Origin of the sequence: Olavius algarvensis spirochete endosymbiont (assembly GCA_900608495.1) — a bacterium.
GTDB lineage: Bacteria > Spirochaetota > Spirochaetia > DSM-2461 > DSM-2461 > UBA2779.
In genome coordinates, this window is record UWYT01000239.1 from 1 (window position 1) to 24,337 (window position 24,337).

The following is a 24,337-nucleotide window of genomic DNA, read 5'->3' on the forward strand; positions in this document are numbered from 1 at the left end:
AGATTCGCAAAGTGCTGGTTATCAAGTAGGTTCAAGGTTAGTTCGATGCTCTAGTCCCGCGGTTATTACTGAAACGTCCAGCGATAGCCTGCAAGTTGCCTGTCCGAGCGAGTGTGAGTACTCGTGATAATTTCGGCAGGCAGGTGGTTATCCATTGTCTTCAAGCACTTGCCAGGCCCCAGGGCTCCAAAACTTTTCTAAGCGCCTTATCTCCCTGGATATAAGACAGTAACAAACCATAGTTTGTAAACGGTATCTGCAAGTTCTCAACATCTCTTATTCTCGCATTTAATTCCTGAGAGCTTATCATGCAGCCCCCGCAGTGAATAATCAGTTTATACTCACTAAGCTGCTCATTCTCCTGAAACTCCCTTCCGAAATTATGCTCCAGGACAACCCCTGGAAACTTCTCTCTGAAATAATTAGGAATCTGTACCGTACCTATATCCTCCCCTACTCTTGAGTGATTGCATGCCTCCACAATCAGAACTCTCTCTTCCTCTTCAAGTTCTTTTAAAACCTTCAATCCCTGCACAAAAAGCCTTAGCTTTCCTCTGCTGAAATAATTAATCATCGCTATCGAAAATGTGGTTAGCTTGATATCAGCAGGAACCCACTCTGCCATTATATCCATCGCCTGGGAATCGGTGATTATTGCTTCCGGCCCTTTCTTGAAATTGTCTATGAAGCTCAGAAATCTCTGCTTCTCTTCTTTCTTCCTTTCGCTTCTTGCCTTGTTTAAATCCATCCTAAAAGATACGGGATAGGCCCAATTTCTTGTTATATACTCCTCGGTCATAGCCTGCGGCCTCAGATACCTGCCAGGGGGAGTCTCAACATCCATTGGTATATTCAACACGTAGTATTCTTCCCTTTCCACAAAGGGCAGAAGTGCCTGCTTCTTGTTCCTGGATTCAAAATTATCGATTACAAAATTCAACAATCTTTGCCTGTAAGAATCATCATTTGCCTTGATGGCTATCTTCTTGTAGAATTTGAGCAGGGGAATTCCAACCTCCTTATCTTCAGAAAATAAGTTCTTGATAATGAGTATCTGCTTGTCCATATCCCTTGCTCTTTCTATCAACTCTTCCTCAACCTCAAAGCTGTAACTGGAAGGATCTATAACAACGAGGGCAAGATCGCATTCTTTCAAATCGGAATACACCTTCTTCCTCTTCTTGTTCCCCAGTTCTCCTTTTTCGTCCAGTCCAGCAGTGTCAAAAAGCTTTACGGGGCCTATCCCATGAATCTCCAGCAGGGATATTTTCGTATCCGCAGTGGTTCCAGGAGTAGCATCTACAAGCGATGTGTTCTGCTGAGTAAGCAAGTTCATCACAGAACTCTTACCCACATTCATCTCTCCAAATATCCCTATATAATCTCTCTCAACTAACATCGCCAATGTCTTGAATCCCCCCATTCATTAAACCCAATCTCCCTTCCCATGCTTCTTATCCTCTCTGACAGAGAGAGTTTGGAGTCGGCAGTCTGCTCATTTATGCACGGCCTTCCATCATAAAGTTGATAATGCTTCCTTACTTCGGCGGGAGTCACTAATGGCATTATGATATTGGCTCCAAATGCAAGCGCCTTCTCTCTGCCTATGGGGTCTATGGCCTGCAAGGCAGTTGCAGCTGCGATATTTATATTCTTCATTGCTATTCTTACAGCGGCCACCATTTTCAGACTTAGCTCTATACTGCCACTTCTGTTGTCTCTCATAGGCGTATCCTTATGCGGTATGTAAGGCCCCATCCCTATCATGTCTATGTCATACTCTTTGAAAAATTCTATATCTTCTGCAAGATCTTCCTCGCTTTGCCCGGGCAGTCCTATCATAACTCCAGTCCCCACTTGATATCCCACTTCCTTCAAGTCCACCAAGCAGGCCTTTCTCTTCTGCAGAGAAACTGAAGATGGATGTATCTTGTTGAAGAGTTCTGGATTCGTGGTTTCAATTCTCAGCAGATATCTATGCGCCCCAGCATTGAACCAGGTTCGATATGTTTCCTTGCTCTGTTCTCCGCAACTTAGGGATATCCCCAATCCCCTGGGCAATTTTTCGGAAACAGTTTTCTCCTTTGTCGTTCTGACGATATCCTCGACAAAACTTACAAAGTCCCTACTCTCTCTTTCTCCCGATTGCAGCATCAGGGAACCATAGCCTTCCCCGGCGCACCAGGAGGCAATATTCACAATTTCTTCTTTGCTAAGTTCAAATCTTTTTACATTTGAGTTACTCTTCCTTATTCCGCAATAATTGCAGTCTCTCCTGCAAATGTTCGAGAATTCCAATAGTCCTCTGTAATATACTTTTTCTCCCACAGCCTTTTTCATTACGGCATATGATTTCTTCCTCAGCTTCTCAATATCCGTTCTCAGCAAACTCAGTGTATCCATTTCAAAAATAAAGATCTCTCACTCCATTTCTTATCTTATGGAGATATTCCTCTGTCTTTTTTTTCCTTTCCCTGGGAACGTATCGCATCATCTTCTCTATGAGCTCCTCGCCCTTTTCTTTAGTTTCCGCATCGGCATAATCCTCAAGATATTCCTGCAGTGTCGTAAGAGAATTAGGCAGACAATGGACTTTGATTAAACCAGGTTTCGCAAGATCCATGAAATCCTTCCCTACTCTTCCAAGCCTGTAGCATCCTGTACAGAAAGAAGGGACAAACCCTCTATTTATCACATCCTTGATAACTTCCCCGGTACTTCTTGTATCGTTTAGGGAAAACTGCCCCCACTCTTCCCTGGAATAACCCCCCGGACTTGTCTTTGACCCGGCGCTTATCTGTGAAACCCCGAGATTAAAAAGCTCTGTTCTTAATTCCATTGGTTCCCTAGTGGAAAGTATTATCCCTGTATAGGGAACCGCCAATCTCAATACAGCAACCAGCTTCCTGAAGTCGATATCTGAAACTGGTTTCGGTATGTTCATGGAGGCAAAAGCATTGTTCGCTGGTTTTACTCTTGGGACAGAAATCGTATGAGGCCCTATGCCATAGGCGGTATCAAGGTGCTTCGCATGTTGCAACAGGGCCAATACTTCGAATTTATAATCGTACAACCCAAAGAGCGCCCCTATGCCAACATCATTAAGACCACTCTCCAACGCCATATCCATGGTGTTCAATCTACGTTCATAATCAGCCTTCATTCCCTCCGGATGCATCTTCCTATAGGTTTCTCTATGATAGGTTTCCTGAAATACGGTGTAGGTGCCTATCTTCGCCTTGTTTATTTCTCCGAACTGCTCCTTTTCCAAGGGAGCTATCTCCAAGTTCACCCTGCGTATGCCACTACCTTTGGAGTCCTTCACAGAATATATGGCCTCTATGGCTTGGATAATCAGTTCAAAGTTATTCTCATCCTCTCCGGAGAGCAGCAATATCCTTTTGTGGCCTTGTTCCAGGATAAGCCGGGTTTCAGTTTTAATTTCCTCTATAGAGAGTTCTCTCCTGACTATCTCCTTATTGTCTTTTCTAAATCCGCAATAAAGACAGTTATTGGAACAATAATTTGAGATGTACAATGGAGCGAAGAAAACAAGCCTCTTCCCATATATCTCGTTTTTTATCTTCTTTGCAGTTGTAAACAACCCTTCCAGCAGTTCCATATCCTCCATTTGCAATAGAACCGCTGCTTCTTCCAAGCCAAGTCCATCGAGCAACAAAGCCTTCCCCAGGATATCCTCTGCTTCTTTGCTGGATGCGCCTTCAGTTTTTTTCAACACCCCTACCAGCTTGCTCTCATCAATAAATCTCATCATAAGAACCTGCTCTTATTCTATTGTTTCACTGGGGCAGCATGGCCCTTGAGTTTATCATTCCCTGTTCATCCATCAATTATTCGCCAACAAAGCACGCATCTCGATATCAATTCCCTCCAGAGAACTGAATTTAGGTTGATATCCGAGTTCTCGAGCCTTGTTGTCAGTACTGTAATAATTCGATTTCCTTCCCGTAACAGCAGCATAGTCAAAATCGTCCTCAACGCGATAACGGAGGCCGAAGTTCTTCTTCATATAATTCAGCACATCAAATTTAGACACCTCACCTCGACTGTAGAGATTAAAGGAATCATTGAGTGGGGTGCGTTCCACACATAGCATAACCAAGGAGAACAAATCATATGGAGTAACGTAATCCCTAAGCATATCAGCCGGGTTTGTCTGGAACACAGAGTCTGCTCGCAGTGCCCGAACGACATCAGACAAAAAAAATCCACTTCCCAGATCAATGAATCTACTGAAATAAGAGAACACTCTGATATCGACAATATGATATTCGTGCAATGCACGATGCTTTGCCTCCGAATTGATTTTTGCTATCATATAAGAGTGCTCTACAGATAAGTTGTTAATAGGTACATGCGAAACTGTGGCTTCATCCACAGGAGAAGGAAAGTCTCTGCCATAAACCGCTCCGCTTGAGAAGTTTGTATACCGCGTCCCGGGATGGCGTTTCAGGTAGTGAATCACCCTCCGATCATACTCTTCTGTCAAAAAGAATATCTCCGATCCGGCGTGACGAAGTTTTGCAGGATCTCCAATACCTACGCAGTTTATAATCACATCATAACTTGATTCTGAGTCTTCAAATGAATCTAAATCGCGAACCACGAAAGTGACAGAGCCCCTGGACACAGCCAGCGATTCCAGGAACTTCCTCACGCCATCAGTATTTCTTGCGAACAGATGACATCTGCCTGTTAAACCCCTGTGCAGAAACGTATATACCAGCCCCTTCGCGATATGGCTTGTCGCTCCGAGTAAGGCAATTCGCATTGTCAGTCTTTTTGCAGTGGCGATACAAGCATTTCCTGCATAAACTCCTCTCGCTCGAGAAAAGGAAACATATCCTCCATTGGCTTTGACACCATGCGCCCATCATCCAGCTTGAGGGAGCTTACCGTTGGAATTATTGCCTGATTTTCAGGAGAGAGAAATTCGCAAATAACTGGGCCATCGTATCCAAGTGTAATATCTAAACCTTCTTCCAAATCTGAGACATCGTGTATCCTCACAAACTTAATCCCATAGGCTGCGGCAATCTTTTCTGTTGAAGGGAAGGAAACCTCGTTTCGATTATCTGTCCCTATGGTTCTTCCGTCAAAGAATTTGCCCTGTGTTGCCCTGATAGATAAGTAACCATTGTTATTGATAACAAAGAGTTTAACCGGGAGTCTGTTATGAACAAGTGTTTGAAACTCCTGAAGATTCAGTTGAAGTGATCCATCTCCAGTGATTCCTATCACTTCACCGTTTCCTTTTGCGATACTTACCCCCAAGCAAGCAGGCAACGTGAATCCCATATCTGCCTGAGCACCCGAGGTAATATGTTTTTGATCGCCATATATTTTAAGTCCCTGGGCTGTAGCATAATATGCCGATCCGGCATCAGAAACTACCACTGCTTCCGGTTTAATCTTTTTTGAGAGCACGTCAAGAAAGTGATAGATGTTGACTCCCTCAGTCTCCTTGCAGTATTCAGGGAGACAAACCGGCCATTTGCTCCGCCAGGTTCTACATTTTTCTGCCCATGGTTCAAAAGAACCTTCCTGCATTGATAGAGTCGAAAGGCATTTCTGCATAAAATCCTTCACATCCGCATTTATGAAGTCATCTATCGCAACAGTGTCTTTTTTATGCTCCTGCGGATCGATATCAACAACAAATACATGTGCTTCACGGGCGAATTGGTTATATTCAAATCCGGTAGAGGGTACACTCAGCCTGCTTCCCAGAGAAATGACAAGATCTGCATTCTGCAATGCGAAATTTCCAGCACGATCGCCCTTGATACCAATTCGCCCGATAGCAAGATGATGATCGCTGGGAAGAATATCAATGGTTAGAAAAGTGCACACCACAGGAATATTCCATGTCTCCGCGAATTTCCGAAATAAACTGTTCGATTTGGATAGTTTTATTCCATTTCCAGCTATAATAACCGGCCGCTTCGCACTTTCAATACAGTTCGCAAAACGCTTAATCCCATCTTCGCAGGCTTCCAGCTTGTACGATAAGCTGTTTCCCGGAGGGGTGTATCCTTTCAGGTTAGCTATTTCAACTTCAGCCCCCTGGACATCCAGTGGAATATCCAACCAAACCGGCCCCGGCCTCCCCGACTGAGCCATCCAGCTTGCCTTTTCAAAATGATAACGAATTTCGTCGGGATTGTTCACCATTGCAGCATACTTCGTTATAGGCTTTACTATAGATACAATATCTGCCTCCTGCACACCGAATTGTCGCAGTTTCGCCGCGCTATTTGCTGAAGTCTCCTTTCTTTTTACTTGCCCTGAAACGAATATGCAGCTAACACTGTCTTGCCATGCGTCAAGTAACCCGGTAAGGGCGTTGGTTCCTCCACACCCAGTAGAAACCATGGCTACCCCAAAACTGTTCCGGTACTTCGCGTATCCCACTGCCCCAACAGCGCATGCCAATTCGTGATGGTTACACAGCGCCTTAAGCTCAGGATGCTTAGCGACTCCATCGTTAAGGAACATCGCCCCCCCTCCTGTTACCATGAAAACATGGCTCACGCCCAAGCTATATATATACTCTGAAATATAATCGGCTACTCTCAACTAATTCTCCCTAATACAATAATTTATAGACTTTGCACAGCAGTTTTCAGTCGCGCCATTCCTCTGCGAATGTTACTCTGTGAATTTGCATAGCATAATCGAACAAATCCTTCCCCATACTGCCCAAAATTCGTTCCGGGCAACAACGCCACTCCTGCCTCCTCAAGGGCAAAATCAGCAAATTCCTTGCTGCTCAAACCAGTGCCTACGACACTGGGGAACACATAAAACGCCCCTCCTGGCATTAAGCATGTTACACCAGGAATATTGTTCAGTTCCTCGACAATGATATCCCGCCGTTTCCGGTATTCCCGCATCATAGCCCGTGTACCCTCTTGATCGCCGATCGCCGCCTCTATCCCCGCACGTTGAACAAAAGGAGAAACGCAAGAGGATGTCGTCTCAAGTAAAAGTGCCATCTTCTCGGCAACATCCGTCGGCGCAATAACTGCGCCTAAGCGCCAGCCAGTCATAGCAAACGCCTTACTGAAACCATTTGCCAGTATGGTTCTGCGTTTACATGAATCATACACCGATGAGCTGCAAAAGAGCGCATTCGCAAATAGCATGCGCGAGTAAACCTCATCGCTGTAGATGTATACGTCGTGCTCTTCTGCAATCTGATATATTTCGAGAATCTCCTCCGGGGTAATCACTGCTCCTGTCGGGTTTTGAGGAGAATTGAGTATGATAAGGCGGGTACGCTTAGTTATTACATCTCGAAGGTCTTGCGGGTTCATCCGAAAACCATTTTCTTCTCTAAGAGGTACGCGAACCGGCTTAACACCACAAAAATCTATCACTGAGTAGTAGGTTGGAAACCCAGGATCCGGAACAACCACCTCATCTCCTGGATTCACAAGACATCGAATTGCATAGTAAACAATGATGTTAGCTCCTGGAGTTATCACAATCTGCTCTATAGCAGGGGTGAATCCTCGACTATTCTGGGTAACACTAGCCACAACTTCACGAAACTCATACATTCCATAAGAACTTGTGTAGTGTACTTCTCCATTAACCAATGACTCTATTGCAACGTTAGTGATATTTTCAGGAGTGGAAAAATCCGGATCGCCAATCTCGAATTGTATAATCTCTTTCCCTTCTCGCTCAAGCTCCTGGATGCGCCCCAGCATTTTGAACATGGGCTGCCCATGCAGGTTATGCGCCGCATCTGATAACCGGTATTCCATAGCAAGCACCTCCACTCATCGCCTAGGCTTACACACATTTTACCGTATAACAGAGTTAATGGGAAGAATTTTACGATACACAGGCTGTGTTCTGGCTGCAGCGGGTGTTCGGCGCCAGGTGTCAAATCTGGTTATCGACAGTACATCGGCGTTCCTTCACATTGAGGCGTGGGGAGAAGAAAGCAGGAACATGGAAGCTATGAGAGCTCTATTTCAATAAGAGTCCCATCAGATTCGAGTAGTCGTTCTCCACATCACTTGCATCCAGAATCTGCGCTATCGCACCGCGATGGTGGGTTTGATGATTGAACAGATGCATTAGTATTTTTCCGAACGTGAACGTATAAACTTCTCCTTTCGGGTTCTTGAGATCGATATCACCTTCAAACAGTTCCGATGGAGCAGTTTCCACTAAATGAATAATCAGGCTGTCAGTGCCCTGACGATGTTCCCACAGTTCGGGAAGATTATCGTGCAAAATCTTCCCCCACCCCGGATGCTCAAATTGAAGAACCGGCGAGTTTAGAACCGGAAGTTCCAGATTTCCATCTCGATAAGCAGTCAGCCAGCTTAGATCTGACACCAGGACGTGATTCAGCACTCCCAGTATGTTGTCAAAATATGATCCGGCATCTTGTGTGACAAGAGTGGAATTCCGGCCTTGCAATAATTTATAGAGCGCACGATTTGTAACCTGGTTGTATAGAGCCATCAGCTTCAGCAGTTCTTTCATAACCTGATACTAGCGCTACAGTTCCCGCTAAACAACAAAAATCCAACCAAACCTTGATTCGCCCGCGATTAATCCTTTAACTCCACGATTTTTGCCTGTTGCTTCAATGATTATCTCTATCCGAACTTCTCCTCTTGCGCCCCCGAAGTAGAGAGAGGCTTCCGAAACCGGCAATCACGGCAATGTAGTAGCCAAAATCATACCACCAGCCGGTATTCACAGTTTCATAAATCCGTATTACCCTTTTGAACAAACTCACGATGAGCGTGAATGGCGCTATCCAACCATGCCAAATGCCATGTAAAAAATTTGCGGGCTCGGCATCTGTGAACTTGCCGCTTCCCGGAGCACAGGCACTCAGCACCAAAACGGCGAGGACCAACAGAATTACAAATATCTTTCTCAATTTAAATCTCCTTATAATTCCTCATTTTATTCTAAATGAGACTGTGTTGTAAGCTCTCGAAGCCCATTCTGGAGTACATTCGCTGTCGCAAAAAGCTTACTCCGATTCACCAGAGAACGGGGCCACACCTGTTTGCAGATAAAACAATGGCTGCCACTATCACAACCACAAGAATAGTGACAATCATAGATTTCATAAGTTACTCCCCCAACCATACCGCATCAGCTATCTGACAATTCCTTGAGTTGCCAGAAAATCATCGTAACTTACAATTTCAATACCGAGTTCACGGGCCTTCTTCAGTTTAGTGGTTTTGCCATTGATATTGTCAGAGACAACCTTAGTCGTATTTCCTGTTACTATGACTGCCACTAACCACCCAAGTTCTTCAAGAACCGCTGTCAGTTTTTGCCTCGGCATTGGCGCCTTACCGGTTAGGCAGATTGTTCCCAGGCGTTCACCAACCGTATCTTCCTCCTGAATCTCCAGAACTCCCGAAAGCTCCTGCAAAAACTCGAGATTGCCCGGGGTGTGTTTCCACTCGATAATCTTCCTACCCGCAGCACGGGAAGAATCAGTAAAACCAAAAAAGTCATCCAGGGTTGATATACCCAGCTGCCTGAGCGTCTTCTTCTGTATCAAAGGGATGCCAAGGCAGGCGATCAGCTTGATTGAACTCAAGCTTCTTGACGATGCCACCTGTCCGAGGAAGCTCTCAGTTTTCTTCTCAGCAAAACCCTCCAAATCCTCGAAATCAATATACTTGAGGGTGTAAAGATCGCAAATTTTTCTTAGTTTTCCCGAATCGTAGAGCGTCTCAAGTGTTTTTAGCGCAATTCCTTCGATGCCATTTTGGCGAACCCAATACAGAATTGATTGCAATACTCGCTCCTTGCAATCGATATTCAAACAAGCAATATTGACGCCGCGCTCAACTGGAATGGAACCGCAGGAATGGCAGTTTTGCGGCCAGATTCTCTCATCTCGAAAATCATCGCCTCTATTTGCAGCTTCCAGGTTATCACGGACATAGGGAATAACATCGTTCGCCCGTTCGACAATTATCATGTCGTCCAGAGCGAGCCTAAGCCTGTGCACATTCTGCGCATTATGAAGGCTGGCCCGCTCCACCGTGGCCCCGCCAATTTCAACAGAATCAAAAACCGCAACCGGTGTCAGATTACCCTGACGACTCACCTGCCACAATACATCCCTCAGTACCGTTCTCAGCATCTTTGAAGGCGGTTTGAGTGCGATGACATAATGATGATGGGCATTCACCACCCAGTGTTGGTCAATCTCATCATGGAGATGGTTGTCATCCACGGCGATGATGAGTCCATCGGTTTCGAAATTCCATTCATCGCGCAGTTTCTCTATGTAAGTCTTGTAAATTCCCCCGATTTGACTGATTAACTGATTCATTTCCTCACCCGTGGATGCGTCAGAATTATCAAGTTGCAGCAACCATTTGTCGAAGGTATAGAATTCGTTCTCTGCCAGGATGTCAATCTTCCCTGATTCAGACCACCAGCGCTCATCGCACCTCCCAGCTTCTTCATAGGCCGCGTTCCGGTGCCACAGAACCTGGTATGCAAGAAATCGTACAAAGTGCAGATCTTCATGCCCATCCTTGCGATTTATCAGGCCCCAGCAATTGTTTCGAAGCGGTTTTCCCCCAGCGTCGAAATCCGTATCTTTGGGAAGATGGAGTTCGCCTCTGATTTCAACAGTTTCCCTGGTGAAGGAAACTGTGTCCGGAATATCTTCAATGAACCTTGCGATATGGGAGATATTCTGGCCTTTCACGCCGTCCCCTCTGCTGCTTACATATCGGAGCACGCCAGATTCGTAGCAAAGACTCGCAGATAAACCATCTACCTTCGGTTGCACCACGATGGATGTTCTGGAGTCCAGTTTGAGTCGCACCAGCCATTTCTTAACCCCTTCCAGGCTCTTAACTTTCCCCATAGAGAGCATTGGGATGCTATGTTCGATTTTATCAGATTCTCCGACAGAGAAACCCACCGTTGAAAAATACGCATGCTCCGGAGCGAGTTTTCTCAGCTCCTCCTCCAGCGCATCAAATTCATCATCGCTCATCAATGGAGAATCGCTGTTGTAATAAGCCTCACTGGCTTCCTCAAGCCGAGCCGCCAGAATGTCCTCATCCAATGACATCGCTCTATTATGGGATATCTTACCCTTGATTCATAGCTAATTCTATCGGCGCCACCAGCCGACAAAATCGCGAGAGGCTAGCTTAGCGGCTTCAACAGCAGCTTCAAAAAGAGTTCCAGCCGCCACCACCATCCAAGTTATGGCTCACATTTCAGGGAGTCACGTTTTCGTCGATATCGTGTTCCTCGTCGCGGAGAATCTGATAGAGAGTGCGATCGCCATCCCCGGGAATGGGTGGAACAGGTGAGGGTTCGAGTTGACGCCAATAATCAACATCATCGAAGCTGCCTCCAGGATTCCAAGCCTCGATTACCGAAGAAGGTATTTCTGTACTTGGCTCGGGGTTGTACATCTGTGGGCTGCGCTGGCGTGCGCAGAGAAAACGGGCGACTGGGTAGTTTCTGCTGGGCAGATTGGAATACCCGGAGTCACGGGCGAGTGTGCGATCGCGGGCAAAGGCGGCGGTGCTCCATGCGAGAGCGGTTCTGCCGGCTAGATCATTCCGCCTGGATGAGTAATACGACACTAGTTTTTTTACGGAATATAAATCCGCAAGCCAGGCGGCCATCATCAGTGGGTCCACGCCCTCCTCATCTTCAATCGGAGTTGCGAAATCGGCGCTTAGCAACATGTCCAGCACCAGGCGATTTCCGGTAGCCAGGGCATAGTAAAGAGGGGAAGCTTCAAAGGAGCCGAGCCCGTGAATATCCTCTGTATTCTGCGAATCGTTTTCCCTGGAACCAGGCTCCGCGGGAGTTGTTTCTTCGATTTCGCGGCTTTCCCCGGCAGCCTCCGGTTCGGACATCAAAGCTGTGTCGGATAAAGGCGCGTTTTTCAGAGGCATCCCATCCCGCTCCAGAAGGAGTTCCAATTCGGCCGCAAAATCCTCCTCTGCAGGTAGATCGGCCGGGGCATCGAACTCACTCGCGATATCGGCGGCATCCCTGCCTAATCCAACTAGCAAGCGTCGAACGATGGCAATATCACCCCCGGCCACCGCGTAGCAAAGGGCATCCCTGCCCATAACATCTCTATCAGCGAGATTCGCTCCCCTGTCAAGTAACAGAGTCACCGCGCCTTGATTGCCATGCCAGGCGGCAACCATAAGGGGGCTAACTTTCTTCGCGTTAAGTCTATTCGGCGACTTGCCTTCCCTGATACTCCTCTCCAAGAGCTCAAAATCATGATCGCGGACAGCGCGATGAAGAATCCATTCATCATTTCCAACATCTGCCGCGGCGTCCCAATCCGGAGAATTCGCAAAATCTCTTAAGGCAAATAGATAGCGCCAAATACGGTAATCAAGTGGAATCTCCACACCGGGCAGGTTCAGTGGATTTGACGTCTCAAAATCAGTTAAGCGCGAGGCTTTTGCACCCTCTGAAATCAACAGGCGAACCACCTCATAGTCGCGGCGGTTAATGGCAAGCGAAAGAACTGAGATGGGAGTTCTCTCAGTCCCGGCCAAATCACTGACAAAATTCGCATTCGCGCCGTAATTGAGCAAGACTACCACCAAGCCATAGTTGGAAGCCTGCACAGCGGTCATCAATGGATTCAAACCCTTCGGGCCGACAAGATTCGGATCCGCTCCTGCTTCACATAGGATATCAATCAGTTCAATATGTCCCAAAAGAGTCGCAAAACCCAAAGCCGTCTGCCCCTCACCATCCGGCTCATCAGGATGAACACCCATGCCAAGCAGGGCCTTCACCTCACTCACATCTCCTCTTGAGGCCGCCTCGGCCAGCATCCCCGATTCCAAAGCGACAGCAAAGCCTTTTCGCAGGCTAAGGACCAGAATCAGAATTGACAGCCCCGAACGTAAGAGAAGCTTCATATCATAGTTATCGGTTTGGAATCTCATTAAAGCCACTTTGGGCACCGTTTCCGTCCGGGAACCAGCAAAGCATTTTATTCGTCATCTAAGCGTAATTCCCACATGCAAACCCGCCGCCCCCCCAATTACAAAAAGATGCCAGATGAAATGCGCCCAGGGGATGCTCATCTTAACGTAAAAAAACACTCCCATTGTATAAAGAAATCCACCCGTCAACATCCACCAGATTTGTCTCAAAGAAGCGACTAACCGAAGATCCTTCCAGAAAAAGACGATAAACCAGCCCATACATAGATAAGAGAAAAGGTGAAAAATTTTGAATCTGTTCCAGAAGAGAATATTTACGACAATGTTAACAGCCGCCAGCATCCAGATTATAATCAGAAGAGAGCGGCCTGAATTCCCCATTTCCGAAACGTATGGAGTATAGGTTCCGGCTATCAGCACGTAAATCACATTGTGGTCTATGAAGCGAAATACTCGCTTTGCTGTTGACGGAGACAATCCATGATAAATCGCCGAGACGGCAAACACCAGGCATATGGATAAGCTATAAACCAGAACAACCCATAAGTCTCGTCGTGATCCCACAGCCTCAAAAACCAGTGGAATAGCGGCACTTAGTGCCATTCCAAGCCCAAAAACATGGGCGAATGAACACATCACATCTTCCGAACGGCTTATTCTCTCCGGAAGAGCAATCCGAGTTTCAAACCAAATTTTGCTCATGGCTGCGAAATCAACGATGTGAAATCCAGCAGCAGTCAGTCAAGAGGAAAAATTCCACCCGAACACTGTCAATAGTTGACGAAAAAATCTATTTGCCATAGCGTGGTAAATCTATTCGCGGCAGTGGTGGAATCGGTAGACACGCCAGCTTGAGGGGCTGGTGACGGCAACGTTGTGGAGGTTCAAATCCTCTCTGCCGCACTGCTTTTTCACCTGCATTGTAAGACATTGATACCAATATAGCTAAGCAGGAACGTTGCCGCATTTTTCTGATTCCAAAGACTTGCCCGTTTGCAGATTTCAGATTTGCCGAATGATGAAAAAACCGGACGATCTATTTCACCAACACCCTTGATGTTTTGCTAAAAATCTCATTTCTCACCTCAATGGAGAATCTGCCCTTCTCGATAGGATGATAATAAGTAAATGGAGCGATCCCTTCGAAAACCTGTTTCCCATTGATACGCAATACTGCATCCTGATTCCCGATAACCCGAATAGGCATAACCTGGGATTCCTCCGGAATCGTTGGATCGAGAAAGAATACTGCTCCGTCACTGGGTTGAACAATCTTGAGTGGAGCACGGGAATCATCCAGCCTGTAATCCAAGCCATAGAAGTGAACCCATTGGGCATATTCCACCGGCAGGTATAGATTGTCTTCCCGGTGCCAGGTACATACCGGGAGCTCTGTCTCTTCGGCATATCTTTCTTGTACTGCGTATGCACATCCCGGACCGAGTTTGTATCCGCTGACGCTGCAGATTGTTTCGGTGTGGAAATCTACCTGCCAATTGAAGAAATTCTCCCGGTGAAAATCCTCAAGAAGGGAAACAACCAGACGGGCGGGAAGAGAGCTGCCGGGTTTTCCAATCACTGTTTCACCGGAAAAATTCCCCATCCAGGCACCGACAGTGATATCCTGAGTTGAACCCAGGGCCCAGATACTGTTGAACTGATTGGAGGTTCCCGTTTTAAATATGGCCTCAAAATTTACATCCAGCGGATTGGATCTTCCAAATCCCAGAATACGATTTTTCCGATTGGACAAGATACTTCGAAGGCTTTCCGCCACTGAAACGGAGTATACCTGACGTCCAACCGCTTTTTCGGTATCCAGTTTGTAACTCAATGGAATGAGTACCCCCCCCCTCGAAAACAGGGAAAACCCCCGAACCAATTCCCAAAGAGTGACTTCTCCATTTCCCAGAACGATGCCGAGTCCAAGATGTTCTTGATGTTCAAGAGAGGTAAATCCGCTAGCCACCAGCTTGCGAATGAAAGGTTTCACTCCCAACCGCTCACCCAGATAGGTGGCCGGAATGTTGAGAGAAGAGCCGAGTGCTACACTTAGACGAACCGGTCCGTTATACCTTTGATTGTAGTTTTTAGGGATGTAGATTTCCTGATGACCGAATTCCATAGGGATATCCGGCAGGGGTGTCGAGACAGTATACCCTTTTTCCAGGGCATAGGCATAAAGAAAGGGTTTAAGCGCCGATCCCGGTTGCCGAAGGATTCTAACCCCGTCAATCTGTCCCTGGATTTCATCATTGAAAAAATCTACCGATCCCTGATAGGCCAGAATCTTCCCGGTGGAATTCTCTATGGCAAGTACCGCACCGTTGCTGATTCGGTTATCTTTGGCTGATTCAACTATCTCTTCGAGCTTGTTTTCCACTGCAATCTGGAAATCATCGGCCAGGCTTGTGAGTATGGGAGCTCCCATCTGCCAGTCTTCAGGCGTTAACTCTTTTCTGATGAATTCGATGAAATGGGGAGCTTTTGACGGCCATAACGGTGCCGTCAGACCATTATAAGCCTCTTCTATCAAGGAAAAAGAGAGGTCTATATCAACTCGGGGGAGTGTTCGGATAATCGCTTCTCTGTTGGCTTCCCGATTTTCCAGGGGATTGAAATCCACCGGTTGCCGGGGAATCATCATCAGAATCATGAGCTCTTCGTTTGTCAGTTCCGCGGCTTTTTTCCCAAAGAAATAGTATGCGGCGCTTTCCAATCCTTCCACATTCCGGCCAAAAGGGAGATGGGTTATATAGCTGTTTAGAATCTCCTTTTTGCTCATCCTGGTTTCAAGGCGGAGAGCGTTTAACACCTCCAGCAATTTTCCTTTGAGTCCAGTCGATCCGGAGGAAATTATCCGGGCCAGCTGCATGGTGATGGTCGATCCACCGGATTTGAACTCGCCGCTTTTCAGGTAAAGGTAACAAGCTCTTGCAAGAGCTATCGGATCAACCCCGGGGTGGAAATAAAACCGGCTGTCCTCGTTCTTCAGTATGATTGAGATTTGCCTGTCACTTAGAGAATTCAAAGAGAGTTTCTGCCGCCTAAGTCCTTCCTCCAACGGGAGGACGGCCAGGAGTGTGCCCTGTCTGCTGTATACCGGCAGACTGTATCTGGAATCTTTGAATTTCAAGTAGTCCGGATATGGGGAAAAACGCAGGATGGAGTAGATTCCGGCCGCCAGAACAAGCAGACTGAGAGTCCACCTCTTTCTAACGGATAACAATCAACTTTCCTCTGTCCCTGCCAAACACTTCCGGTTCAAAGAGAAGATTCGCAGATGCTGGAGGTGTTGGATAGATTCCGGGAGTGGTGCACCGAAACAGGAAGGTGATTTCTCTTTGTCCGTAATAAAGGCTCGACCAGGAATATCGGATTTCATTGTTGTAAATCATCTGATTCGGGCTGAAATGGTAAAAGTAAAGATCCCTATTATGGAACCAGACATATCCTTCTGCAAGGATTTCAATCTCATCACCGTATTTGGTTTCCCGTGTCCAGGTTTCAGACTGAACGCCGCCTTTGTTTAAAAAACTAGATGAGACTGAAAAGCTGGGATCCAAAATCTCAGCTCCCGAGGGAATCGGAACGGACAGATTCACATAACTCCTGGTTTTAGATGTGTTGAGGATAACCCGCATCCGGTAGGTTTTTCCCAGATCAAGTACGTCCTCTTCAACCAAATCCCCCTCCAGAGTTTCAATTTGAGTGTAGATTGATAAACCTTCGTCCCTTGCGGGCGCCACTTCATTGGGTAGCGCATAATTGAGGGTGGTCGCATAGAACAGGGTTCCCGTTCCTTCCTTACGAAATTGGAGACTGTTCAATTCGTTCTCACCGACAATCGGGATAATCTGATTGAAAAGGCTGAAAGCTGCCTCTTCCGGTTTTTTCGAAAGCCCGGAAAAGGCCTCCTTCATCAAAGTTTGATCCTTGAGAACCACTTCGCCGGTAAAATCATTTCTCCCCGGATCTTCTTTTATCAGAAGATCATTCAATGCAATTGCCATCCAGAGGCGATCCTGGGAATCCAGCCAGTTTCTCGGCCCTTTCTGAATATCCAAACTGAAAGTATATCGCCGAATCATCTCCGAATTTTCTCTTACCATGATTCCAAGGCGGAGAAGGTGTGCGAGCTGTTGGTATCCCGAGTCAAAGTAAAATCTGGACTCATAAGTGTCCCGGATATCAACACCCCTGGTTCCAATGGATACAAAGTTTTTTACCTTACTGTAAATCGTCTTCGCCTTACTTCCCCTGCCCTCAAGCTGGTAGATTGCTCCGAGCAGACCATAGCCGCTGATTCCAAGTTCATCTTCATGAGACTCCAGCCAATTCGTTCTCTTTCGGTTGAAATCACCCCCAAGGGTGAATACGTAATGAGCGTAGAGCTGGTAATAGAGGGTCGCATGTGGAAACTTCCCGGAAATGTACTTTTTCAGTCTGCTAAGTTCTGGTGCTTTATTTTTCTCCAATCGCCCCTGATTGCTCAGGATTTGCAGCATATGAAGAGTTACGAGAGAGCAGTAAGGATCGCTTATTCGAGAGAGACGTTTCTCCGAGGAGGTAATTCCCCCGTCGGACATCTGGCGGTGAGAGGTGATTTTCAGGAAGCTCTCAAGCTTTCTTTGGGAATCCCTCTCAAATCTTCTGCCCATAAGGGCAGAAATTTCCGGAGCGACAATACCCGGAACTGCGGCATAGAGGTAATCGAACGTGAAATTGAAGTTTCTGTGGGCCGAAAGAGATTTCAACTGTTCCCGCAGGAAGGGTGCCTGGCTGGAATCCAGAGAAAGTGCCAACGATCCGTATCCTTTTCCGATATTGGAAGGAATCAGTAATCCTTCTTCGGATACCTCTTCCGACACGATTCCCGTTGTAGTGAAGCTCTCCTTGATGATGGGAGCCTCCACAAGCATGGTATCCACGAGCTCTTCGTTTAAAACTTCGCTGTTAATGGTAAAGATAATCTCTCCTTCACCGGCTGTCTTTCCTTCGAGAACAAATGGAACCTCATAGCTCTTTCCAGCCGGAACAATAACAGTCTTTTCAACCGTGCCCGGAAGCCCGATATTATCTGAGCGGATCTTTACACTGACTTCATGATCCCGATCGTCGATATTGGACAAAACCACACCGGCAAAACTGGTATCTCGAACCCGCATCTGACGGGGGAGGGCGGTTTTGACATTGATGGGATTTTTAATGTAGAGTTCATCCTCCGAATAACCGATTTTTTGACCCTTCAGGGCAATCACCGTAGATCGATAGGTAGTCAGTGTATCGGGCCACTCGACGGGAATTCGAACTTCTCCGTTCTGATTAGTGGTGAGGAAGGGTTCAAACACCGCAAGTGGAGTAAAATCTTCCCTCCTCTGCAGTTTCTTTTCTTCTCCGTCTCCACCACGTAGATTTGAAATTTCGTAAGTGACAGGAGCCATAAGAAGGCGTCTGGAATCGTCTCCTGCTCCGTACATATCGAAATTGTCGATATCATAGAAATAACTAAGTGGATTGGGAATGTGGTAATTGATGATATCCAGAACTCCTCTATCTACCGCCAGATATGTGATTTCCGCATTGGAAACAGGTATACCATCGCTGGTGACGCGGACGGTAATTTCCCCTTTGTCGCCCGGACGGTAAAGCGCTTTGTCTGAGGTGATTTCCATATCCAACTCACGGGATCTGGTTGAGATGTTGATGGCTGCTGCTCCGAATATTCCTTTAGGCTTGCCAAAATCCGGTTCATAGTAGGATTGCGGTTCCGCTGTTCTAGTCATGTACCCTGAGAGGGTGACATACATGACAGGCACCCATTCCTCTTTTATGGGGATTTCGATAATGGGGTCTGCGGGATCGAGTTCGATTAACCGTTCTTCCAGAATCCCTTCCCGTTCTATCGTCATCAGATATTTGCCCTTTTCCAACGGCGATCTGACAAGAATCCGAGCGCTGTCTCCTGGGAAGTAGATATCCTGTTCAACTTCAAGAGTGATGTCTTCTACATTCTCTCCGATCCATCTAACCCAGGAGCCTCCGCTGGCGTAGAAACTGATATCCGTGATTACTTCCCTATCGTTATTGTCCCGGCCGGTGATTCTCAACCTGTAGCTGCCCGATTCTTCCGGAGTGTACCTGAACTCGGAATAACCATCCTTCCATTTCACCTTACCGCTCTGAAGTGTTTCTTCCACCCATTCGTACCGGGTGCTGATTCTGTCGCCGATGCTCTTCTGATGTATGGCCTTGTAAGAACCCTTGATCAGTTCAACTTCGCTTTCGCCGGGCTCAGCTCTTAGCAACCCGTCCACGCCAACTTTGGCAAAGCTAATCAGCATCTCCTTGTCTATTGGGACAAACCTGCTCCACCGGTTTGTTTCCACACTGCTACCTATTCGGGCACCTATATACCAAAATGCCGGGTGAACTATCACGGAAGTAGCGGCGCTGATGGACTGACGATCTATGTCCTGAACTGTGCCTTCAACAACGTACCTGTAAGACTTCCCCTTGAGACTGTGATCGGCAGTATCAATTTCCAGGTTTGCAGTTCCCTGCAGGCTCAGTGTATCTTCATTTGAACTTAAAACCTTCTCCCGTTCCCATCCCTTGGGACCGAATACCCAAAACCTCCATCCATCTCCACTTGGACGGAAACGGACAGGTGCTCTGGTCCAGAAATAAGACATATCTCCTTCTGTGAGAGCTCCTCCTGCAAGATAATTGGCTTCTAATGGTATGGAAACCGTATCACCCAGGAAAAAGGCGCGCTCCGGGCGTTTCAGTAGTACTTGGAAATTGAGTCGCCTGAAGAAAGCCACCTGGAATTTTTCATCCCGCCTGACGCCGTATCGTTCATAGCGAATTGTATAGTCCCCCGGTTCCATATCTTCCGGAATATCATAGGTGTCGAAGAATCCTCCGGATTCGCTAGTCCGGCCGTTCCACGAGGTTAGTTCCTTCTTTTTCCAACCCTCATGTTTGAGGATAGATATATCGTGTGAACCGGAATAGGGGGTGAAGACACCCAGTCTTTGGTTCCAGTCCATTCCCCGATATGTCAGAGTCTCTCCGGGACGATATATTCCCCGGTCGGAAAAAAGGAAAACTCGGGGGATTGCTCTTTCGGCAGTCTGGGGTCGGGAAGTGCTTATACTGAACCGATAGCCACTTTGAGTGTTTGATACGGGCAGATCCACCCTGTCGCTGCCGAATTCCGCGGCAAGGCGTATTTCATAACGTTCGGTTTGAGCATTGTAAAAACCATGTCTAAACTCGCCCTTTTCCAACGCTATTTCAGCCAGTCCGTAGGAATCAGTGACAGCTTCTTTTTTGAATTTTCCGACACCCCTCAGGATTACTCTCGAATTACTGACAGGCTCCCCGGTTGACAATCGGTTCACCCAGACAAGAAACTTGTTGTAAGCATATCTCGTAGTCAGTCCGAGATCTGTCACCTGGACAGTCATAGACCGTTTATTCCAATCCTCTACGTTTTCTCCCTTCCAGTTCTTGTACTTTTCGATGAAGCTCCAGGCCAAATCTACCTTCCCGAAGCCCTCGGAATTCATGTAGGGTATCAGATCAATCAGTTTGAAGTTGGCTTGATTCCTGATAGCCTCCTTCAGTCCCGGGTCCTGGCTGATTCCATTAATCTTGAAGGTTCCTCTATCAGTATTCTGAAATTCATAAACAACAGCAGGATCAAATTGCGCTTCCAGGCTGTTTAGACCGTCATTGCCGGGAAAATGGGAGTAGGTCATGGCAGGAGGTACTTCGATTTCAATAGTTCTATCGATTCCCAGAGAACGCCCGTAGATATCCTTCAGTTCTCCGCTGATGGTGAGCTTGTATGTGGATTCATAATCTACCGGCAGGTTCGCCACACGGATTCTTGAACCGAAAATCTTCACATGATCCGACATGTTTAGCCCTTCGAATTCGGTAGATATACTTCTCTTTGAAGATTCCGGATCGACCGAATGGGAGAACTCGAGAAATATCGGGTTCATTACACCCTCAGAATCATATGAAAAATAGTAACCATAATCCTTATAGTCCAGGTATCGGAAAGATGTGAGTGTATGAAAATTCAGATACTGGTTTTCCTTCCGGGGGCTTGATTCCGAATTGGCTCTTGCTCCGGCCAGCAGCCGCACCCTATACCGGCTCTCCGTGCTTAGGTCTTCTTGCACCTCAAGCAGGACAGTCCTTTCTATGAAGCCTCTTTCCCAGAACACTTCAGGTTCTTCCGGCCTTGAAACAGTTATGGGATGAATCTTCCGCCCGTCCAGAATCTGGATGTACTCACCGACGATTTCCGGATCAACAGTCTGATTGAATGTAACTAATACCCGTTTTGCTTTTTCAGGAGGAATCTCAATCGTTGCATCATGAAGTTCTTCCCAGGTGCCGAACATCAGTGAAAGCATTTCCAGGGATTCGCTCAGAATTGTATATTCAAAATCCTCCCTCAGTTCTGAGCCGTGTATGGAGGTAGCCTTCTTGCTTATCTGGACAGAGTAACTCCGAGTGCGATGCATCGGACTGTCAGGTTCAAAACTCAAAATCTTTGTACCGTACCATCGATATGTACCGGATATTTCTGGTGTGACAGTCATGATGGAACTCTTTCGGAGAGGCTCCCCTAACTTGCTGACCGGAACCATCGGTTGATTAAACTGAACATAGATGGTGGGCTTCTTCATTTCTATGGGCAGTTCTCCGGTAGGGCCATAATCGACAATCTTCAGAGGTTCAGCCTTCCCCGATGTTTTCATCAATGAGACGTCGAAATTTCCTATATCGAAATAGTTGGTTGTGATAGAAGACAAATCCACGTTGTCTTTCAGAAGCAATTCCTGTTCGGAGGAGGTTGTTTCATAGAGTTCAATAAAAGCTTCAAGATCCAATTGAGACATCTCTGCCTGATGCAGCAGTTCCGAATCGCTTAGAACTGGGACATCGATATCCTGATCATCGGAAGATATGAGGGCTAAGAAGGAAGTTTCACTTTCAGCAACATCCTCTGTTGGAGCGCAGGCTGTAACCAGGGAGAGAATTATGAGAAAAAGAGTGCCGATACTGATTCTTTTCATTTTGTCCATCCGGATAACAGGTTTGCTATGATGTATTCACCAGTGTGTGTTTTTAAGTATACAACAAATAAGGCCTTTTATGTGAAGGCGGTTGCATCTGCACACGGAATCAAACCCGGCCGATCACGAGAGATAATTCATTCTCATACGACACCAAACTATCCCATCTTGAATACCGAAACCAGAGTGGAAGACCCACCCGAGGCACATCCGTCAGCCAAAAGAAAATGGATTGGGAATTCTCATCCGAGTATGGGAATTAACCAGAAAACAGTATGGGGCGATTTCTCCCAGTCTCCTTGGCTTTATACAGCGCCTTATCCGACTTCTCCAACAGAGCTTTCGGAGAATTGGCATGTGAAGGGCATTGAGCAATTCCAGCACTTGCACTGACTTCCACGAGAGAACTATTGTGCTCATCAAATATACTCATTGCATGAATCGCCTTGACGGCAGACTCACAGAGTCGCAGAGCTTCCTTTCCTTCAGTATTCGGTAGTACAAGGGCAAATTCATCTCCTCCGTATCGTGCAAGAATATCATTTTTCCTGAAGGTGGAATTAAACACCTCCACCACTCCCAGAATTACCCGATCCCCAACAGCTTCGCCATACCTGGTATTAAGCTCACCGAAATAATCCAGATCAAGAATAATCAGTGAAACGGGTTTGTCATTCCGATTCGCCTTTGAAACCGCATCTACCAAGGCATCATCAAAAAAGCGTCTGTTATACAGGCCAGTGAAGTCATCCGTTACGGCGCGAATTCGCGCATTCTCCCCCCATTTCAGCATATCCGAAAGAAACGAGCCTGTTTTCAGAAACCGACTCGTGGCAGTATTGAGCATGTGCTGAATCACCTTAATAGATGCCTTGGGTTGGCGAATCATGAGGGTTCTAAATCCCTTCCAATCGAGCGAAAGCATATGGCAGGAATCAAGAGCTCTGCAAGTTGCGGAGCGGACAGTTTTCTCCAAGATGGACATCTCGCCGAAGAAGCTCCCCTCGCATATTCGAGAAACCTCCACTTCCTCGCCATCGGCTGTTTTAATAGAAATCGAAACCGTGCCGGATAGAATGACATACATCAGCAGCCCCTCGTCCCCTTCCCGAAAGATTGTTTCCCCTGCAGGCACCCTGAGCTCTTTGAGAAAGCGTTGAATCTTTCTTAGTTCCCTTGCATCCAGACTGGAAAAAATATCAAGCTTGCTGATTCTATTATCCATAATCGCGGGCTTCTTCCGGAAACAAAACAACACCGCCACCACGCTGGCGGCCGTCCAGCGGAAGCGAACGAACAGCCTCAACCAAAGTCGCGACATCCTCACCATGAACAGGCGAAAGCCCTAATCCAAAACTAAAAGTAAGTGACACCATGTTGCCATCCAGGAACTCGCTCAAATCCAAATTTTGCAAACCATTTTTAATCTTCTTCGCAAGTTCAATCAAATCAAACCTGTCAGCATCCGGCAGAATAACAGCATTCTCATTGCCCATGTAGCGAAAAAGCAAATCCCTGTTGGGAACAATGCTGCTCGACTCTTCTCCGATTCGCCACAGTGTTTTATCGCCTGCCTCGTGACCGTAAGCATCATTGATTTCCTTAAAATTGTCGGGTTTGTACATTATTAACCCAACCCGTTTCCTTTCGCCTATCAGCAATGTAAGGGTTTCTTCAAAATAGGTTTTATTATTCAAGCCAGTCAGTTTGTCCAGGTAAACCTTGCGCCTTAGTTCTTGAATCAAAGGAGAATTGTCTTTAACCAAGGCGTTAACCTCTCTAATTTTTGCTGAAATTTGCACCAGAAAAGCATGTAAAAGGCGGGCGCTAACCCTGGGCTGCGAATTCAAAACGTCCCTGAATTTGCTATCCCCACCAGGAAACACGAGCAGGGAAACCTCACCAACTGCAATCGCTGAAGCGTTTCTCTTCTCTTCCGTGAACATGTCCAACTCACCAAAGCAATCACCGGAAAGGAATCTGGCAATATCAGATGAGCCTCCTTCATCATCAAATCTTCTAATAACTATTTCGCCGCTATCGATAACATAAAGCCTATCAGGTGAATCACCGGCATTGAAAACTGCCTCTCCATCACTAACCCGCATGAAGCGGCTATAAGAGGCTATTGTGGTTAAATCTTTGTCCGTACAGGTTGAGAACAGAGCTGTTGATTTTAGAAGGGCGTCTGGCTTCATAAATAAAGAGTACCATTATTTAATAACAAGTGATTACAAAGCAATCTCAATT

At 46.6% G+C, this 24,337-nt stretch carries 15 protein-coding genes and 1 tRNA gene; 1 reads left to right on the forward strand and 15 read right to left on the reverse strand.

What is annotated here, in order from left to right:
- Positions 1 to 160: 160 nt before the first annotated feature.
- From S1OALGB6SA_RS06835 to trhA, 11 genes are all read right to left on the reverse strand, one after another.
- Positions 161 to 1,423, reverse strand: coding sequence for a GTPase (locus S1OALGB6SA_RS06835; RefSeq protein WP_124032965.1), 1,263 nt, complete (start codon positions 1,421 to 1,423; stop codon positions 161 to 163).
- Complete coding sequence (gene hydE / locus S1OALGB6SA_RS06840) at positions 1,393 to 2,388, reverse strand: [FeFe] hydrogenase H-cluster radical SAM maturase HydE (RefSeq protein WP_230204484.1); 996 nt, start codon at positions 2,386 to 2,388, stop codon at positions 1,393 to 1,395. The genes S1OALGB6SA_RS06835 and hydE overlap by 31 nt, the downstream gene beginning before the upstream one ends.
- Positions 2,389 to 2,404: 16 nt before the next feature.
- On the reverse strand, positions 2,405 to 3,775 hold the full coding sequence (hydG, locus tag S1OALGB6SA_RS06845) for a [FeFe] hydrogenase H-cluster radical SAM maturase HydG (protein ID WP_037564098.1): 1,371 nt from the start codon (positions 3,773 to 3,775) through the stop codon (positions 2,405 to 2,407).
- Positions 3,776 to 3,847: 72 nt separating this feature from the next.
- Positions 3,848 to 4,792 (reverse strand): NAD-dependent epimerase/dehydratase family protein, encoded by a 945-nt coding sequence (locus tag S1OALGB6SA_RS06850; RefSeq protein WP_124032967.1) that lies wholly within the window; start codon positions 4,790 to 4,792, stop codon positions 3,848 to 3,850.
- Between the two features lie 2 nt (positions 4,793 to 4,794).
- Entirely contained in the window at positions 4,795 to 6,600 is a 1,806-nt protein-coding gene (locus tag S1OALGB6SA_RS06855; protein ID WP_037564096.1) for a thiamine pyrophosphate-binding protein, read from the reverse strand.
- Positions 6,601 to 6,623: 23 nt separating this feature from the next.
- Complete coding sequence (locus S1OALGB6SA_RS06860) at positions 6,624 to 7,796, reverse strand: pyridoxal phosphate-dependent aminotransferase (protein WP_052080268.1); 1,173 nt, start codon at positions 7,794 to 7,796, stop codon at positions 6,624 to 6,626.
- A gap of 208 nt (positions 7,797 to 8,004) precedes the next feature.
- The gene (locus tag S1OALGB6SA_RS06865; RefSeq protein WP_037564094.1) at positions 8,005 to 8,529 is read right to left on the reverse strand and encodes a DinB family protein; all 525 of its coding nucleotides are present in this window, start codon (positions 8,527 to 8,529) and stop codon (positions 8,005 to 8,007) included.
- Between the two features lie 103 nt (positions 8,530 to 8,632).
- Positions 8,633 to 8,935: a hypothetical protein gene (locus S1OALGB6SA_RS06870; RefSeq protein WP_037564093.1), complete on the reverse strand. Its 303-nt coding sequence runs from the start codon at positions 8,933 to 8,935 to the stop codon at positions 8,633 to 8,635.
- A 225-nt stretch (positions 8,936 to 9,160) separates the two neighbouring features.
- Positions 9,161 to 11,116 (reverse strand): BRCT domain-containing protein, encoded by a 1,956-nt coding sequence (locus S1OALGB6SA_RS06875; RefSeq protein ID WP_037564092.1) that lies wholly within the window; start codon positions 11,114 to 11,116, stop codon positions 9,161 to 9,163.
- A gap of 151 nt (positions 11,117 to 11,267) precedes the next feature.
- Positions 11,268 to 13,001, reverse strand: a complete 1,734-nt coding sequence (locus S1OALGB6SA_RS06880; RefSeq protein WP_124032968.1) for an ankyrin repeat domain-containing protein — start codon at positions 12,999 to 13,001, stop codon at positions 11,268 to 11,270.
- A 36-nt stretch (positions 13,002 to 13,037) separates the two neighbouring features.
- Entirely contained in the window at positions 13,038 to 13,685 is a 648-nt protein-coding gene (gene trhA / locus S1OALGB6SA_RS06885) for a PAQR family membrane homeostasis protein TrhA (RefSeq protein WP_124032969.1), read from the reverse strand.
- Positions 13,686 to 13,802: 117 nt separating this feature from the next.
- On the opposite strand from trhA, the gene S1OALGB6SA_RS06890 reads away from it, so the two are divergent.
- Positions 13,803 to 13,886: transfer RNA gene (locus tag S1OALGB6SA_RS06890), tRNA-Leu, on the forward strand.
- A 133-nt stretch (positions 13,887 to 14,019) separates the two neighbouring features.
- Here the strand turns inward: S1OALGB6SA_RS06890 and S1OALGB6SA_RS06895 are convergent.
- The 4 genes from S1OALGB6SA_RS06895 to S1OALGB6SA_RS06910 all read right to left on the reverse strand — a co-directional run bounded on the left by S1OALGB6SA_RS06895 (position 14,020) and on the right by S1OALGB6SA_RS06910 (position 24,285).
- Positions 14,020 to 16,212: a transglycosylase domain-containing protein gene (locus tag S1OALGB6SA_RS06895; RefSeq protein WP_124032970.1), complete on the reverse strand. Its 2,193-nt coding sequence runs from the start codon at positions 16,210 to 16,212 to the stop codon at positions 14,020 to 14,022.
- Positions 16,199 to 22,087: an alpha-2-macroglobulin family protein gene (locus tag S1OALGB6SA_RS06900; RefSeq protein WP_195910349.1), complete on the reverse strand. Its 5,889-nt coding sequence runs from the start codon at positions 22,085 to 22,087 to the stop codon at positions 16,199 to 16,201. The genes S1OALGB6SA_RS06895 and S1OALGB6SA_RS06900 overlap by 14 nt, the downstream gene beginning before the upstream one ends.
- Positions 22,088 to 22,346: 259 nt before the next feature.
- A complete protein-coding gene (locus S1OALGB6SA_RS06905) occupies positions 22,347 to 23,312 on the reverse strand; it encodes a GGDEF domain-containing protein (RefSeq protein WP_195910350.1) in 966 nt (321 codons plus the stop codon).
- A complete protein-coding gene (locus tag S1OALGB6SA_RS06910) occupies positions 23,305 to 24,285 on the reverse strand; it encodes a diguanylate cyclase domain-containing protein (protein ID WP_124032973.1) in 981 nt (326 codons plus the stop codon). The genes S1OALGB6SA_RS06905 and S1OALGB6SA_RS06910 overlap by 8 nt, the downstream gene beginning before the upstream one ends.
- Between the last annotated feature and the right edge of the window lie 52 nt (positions 24,286 to 24,337).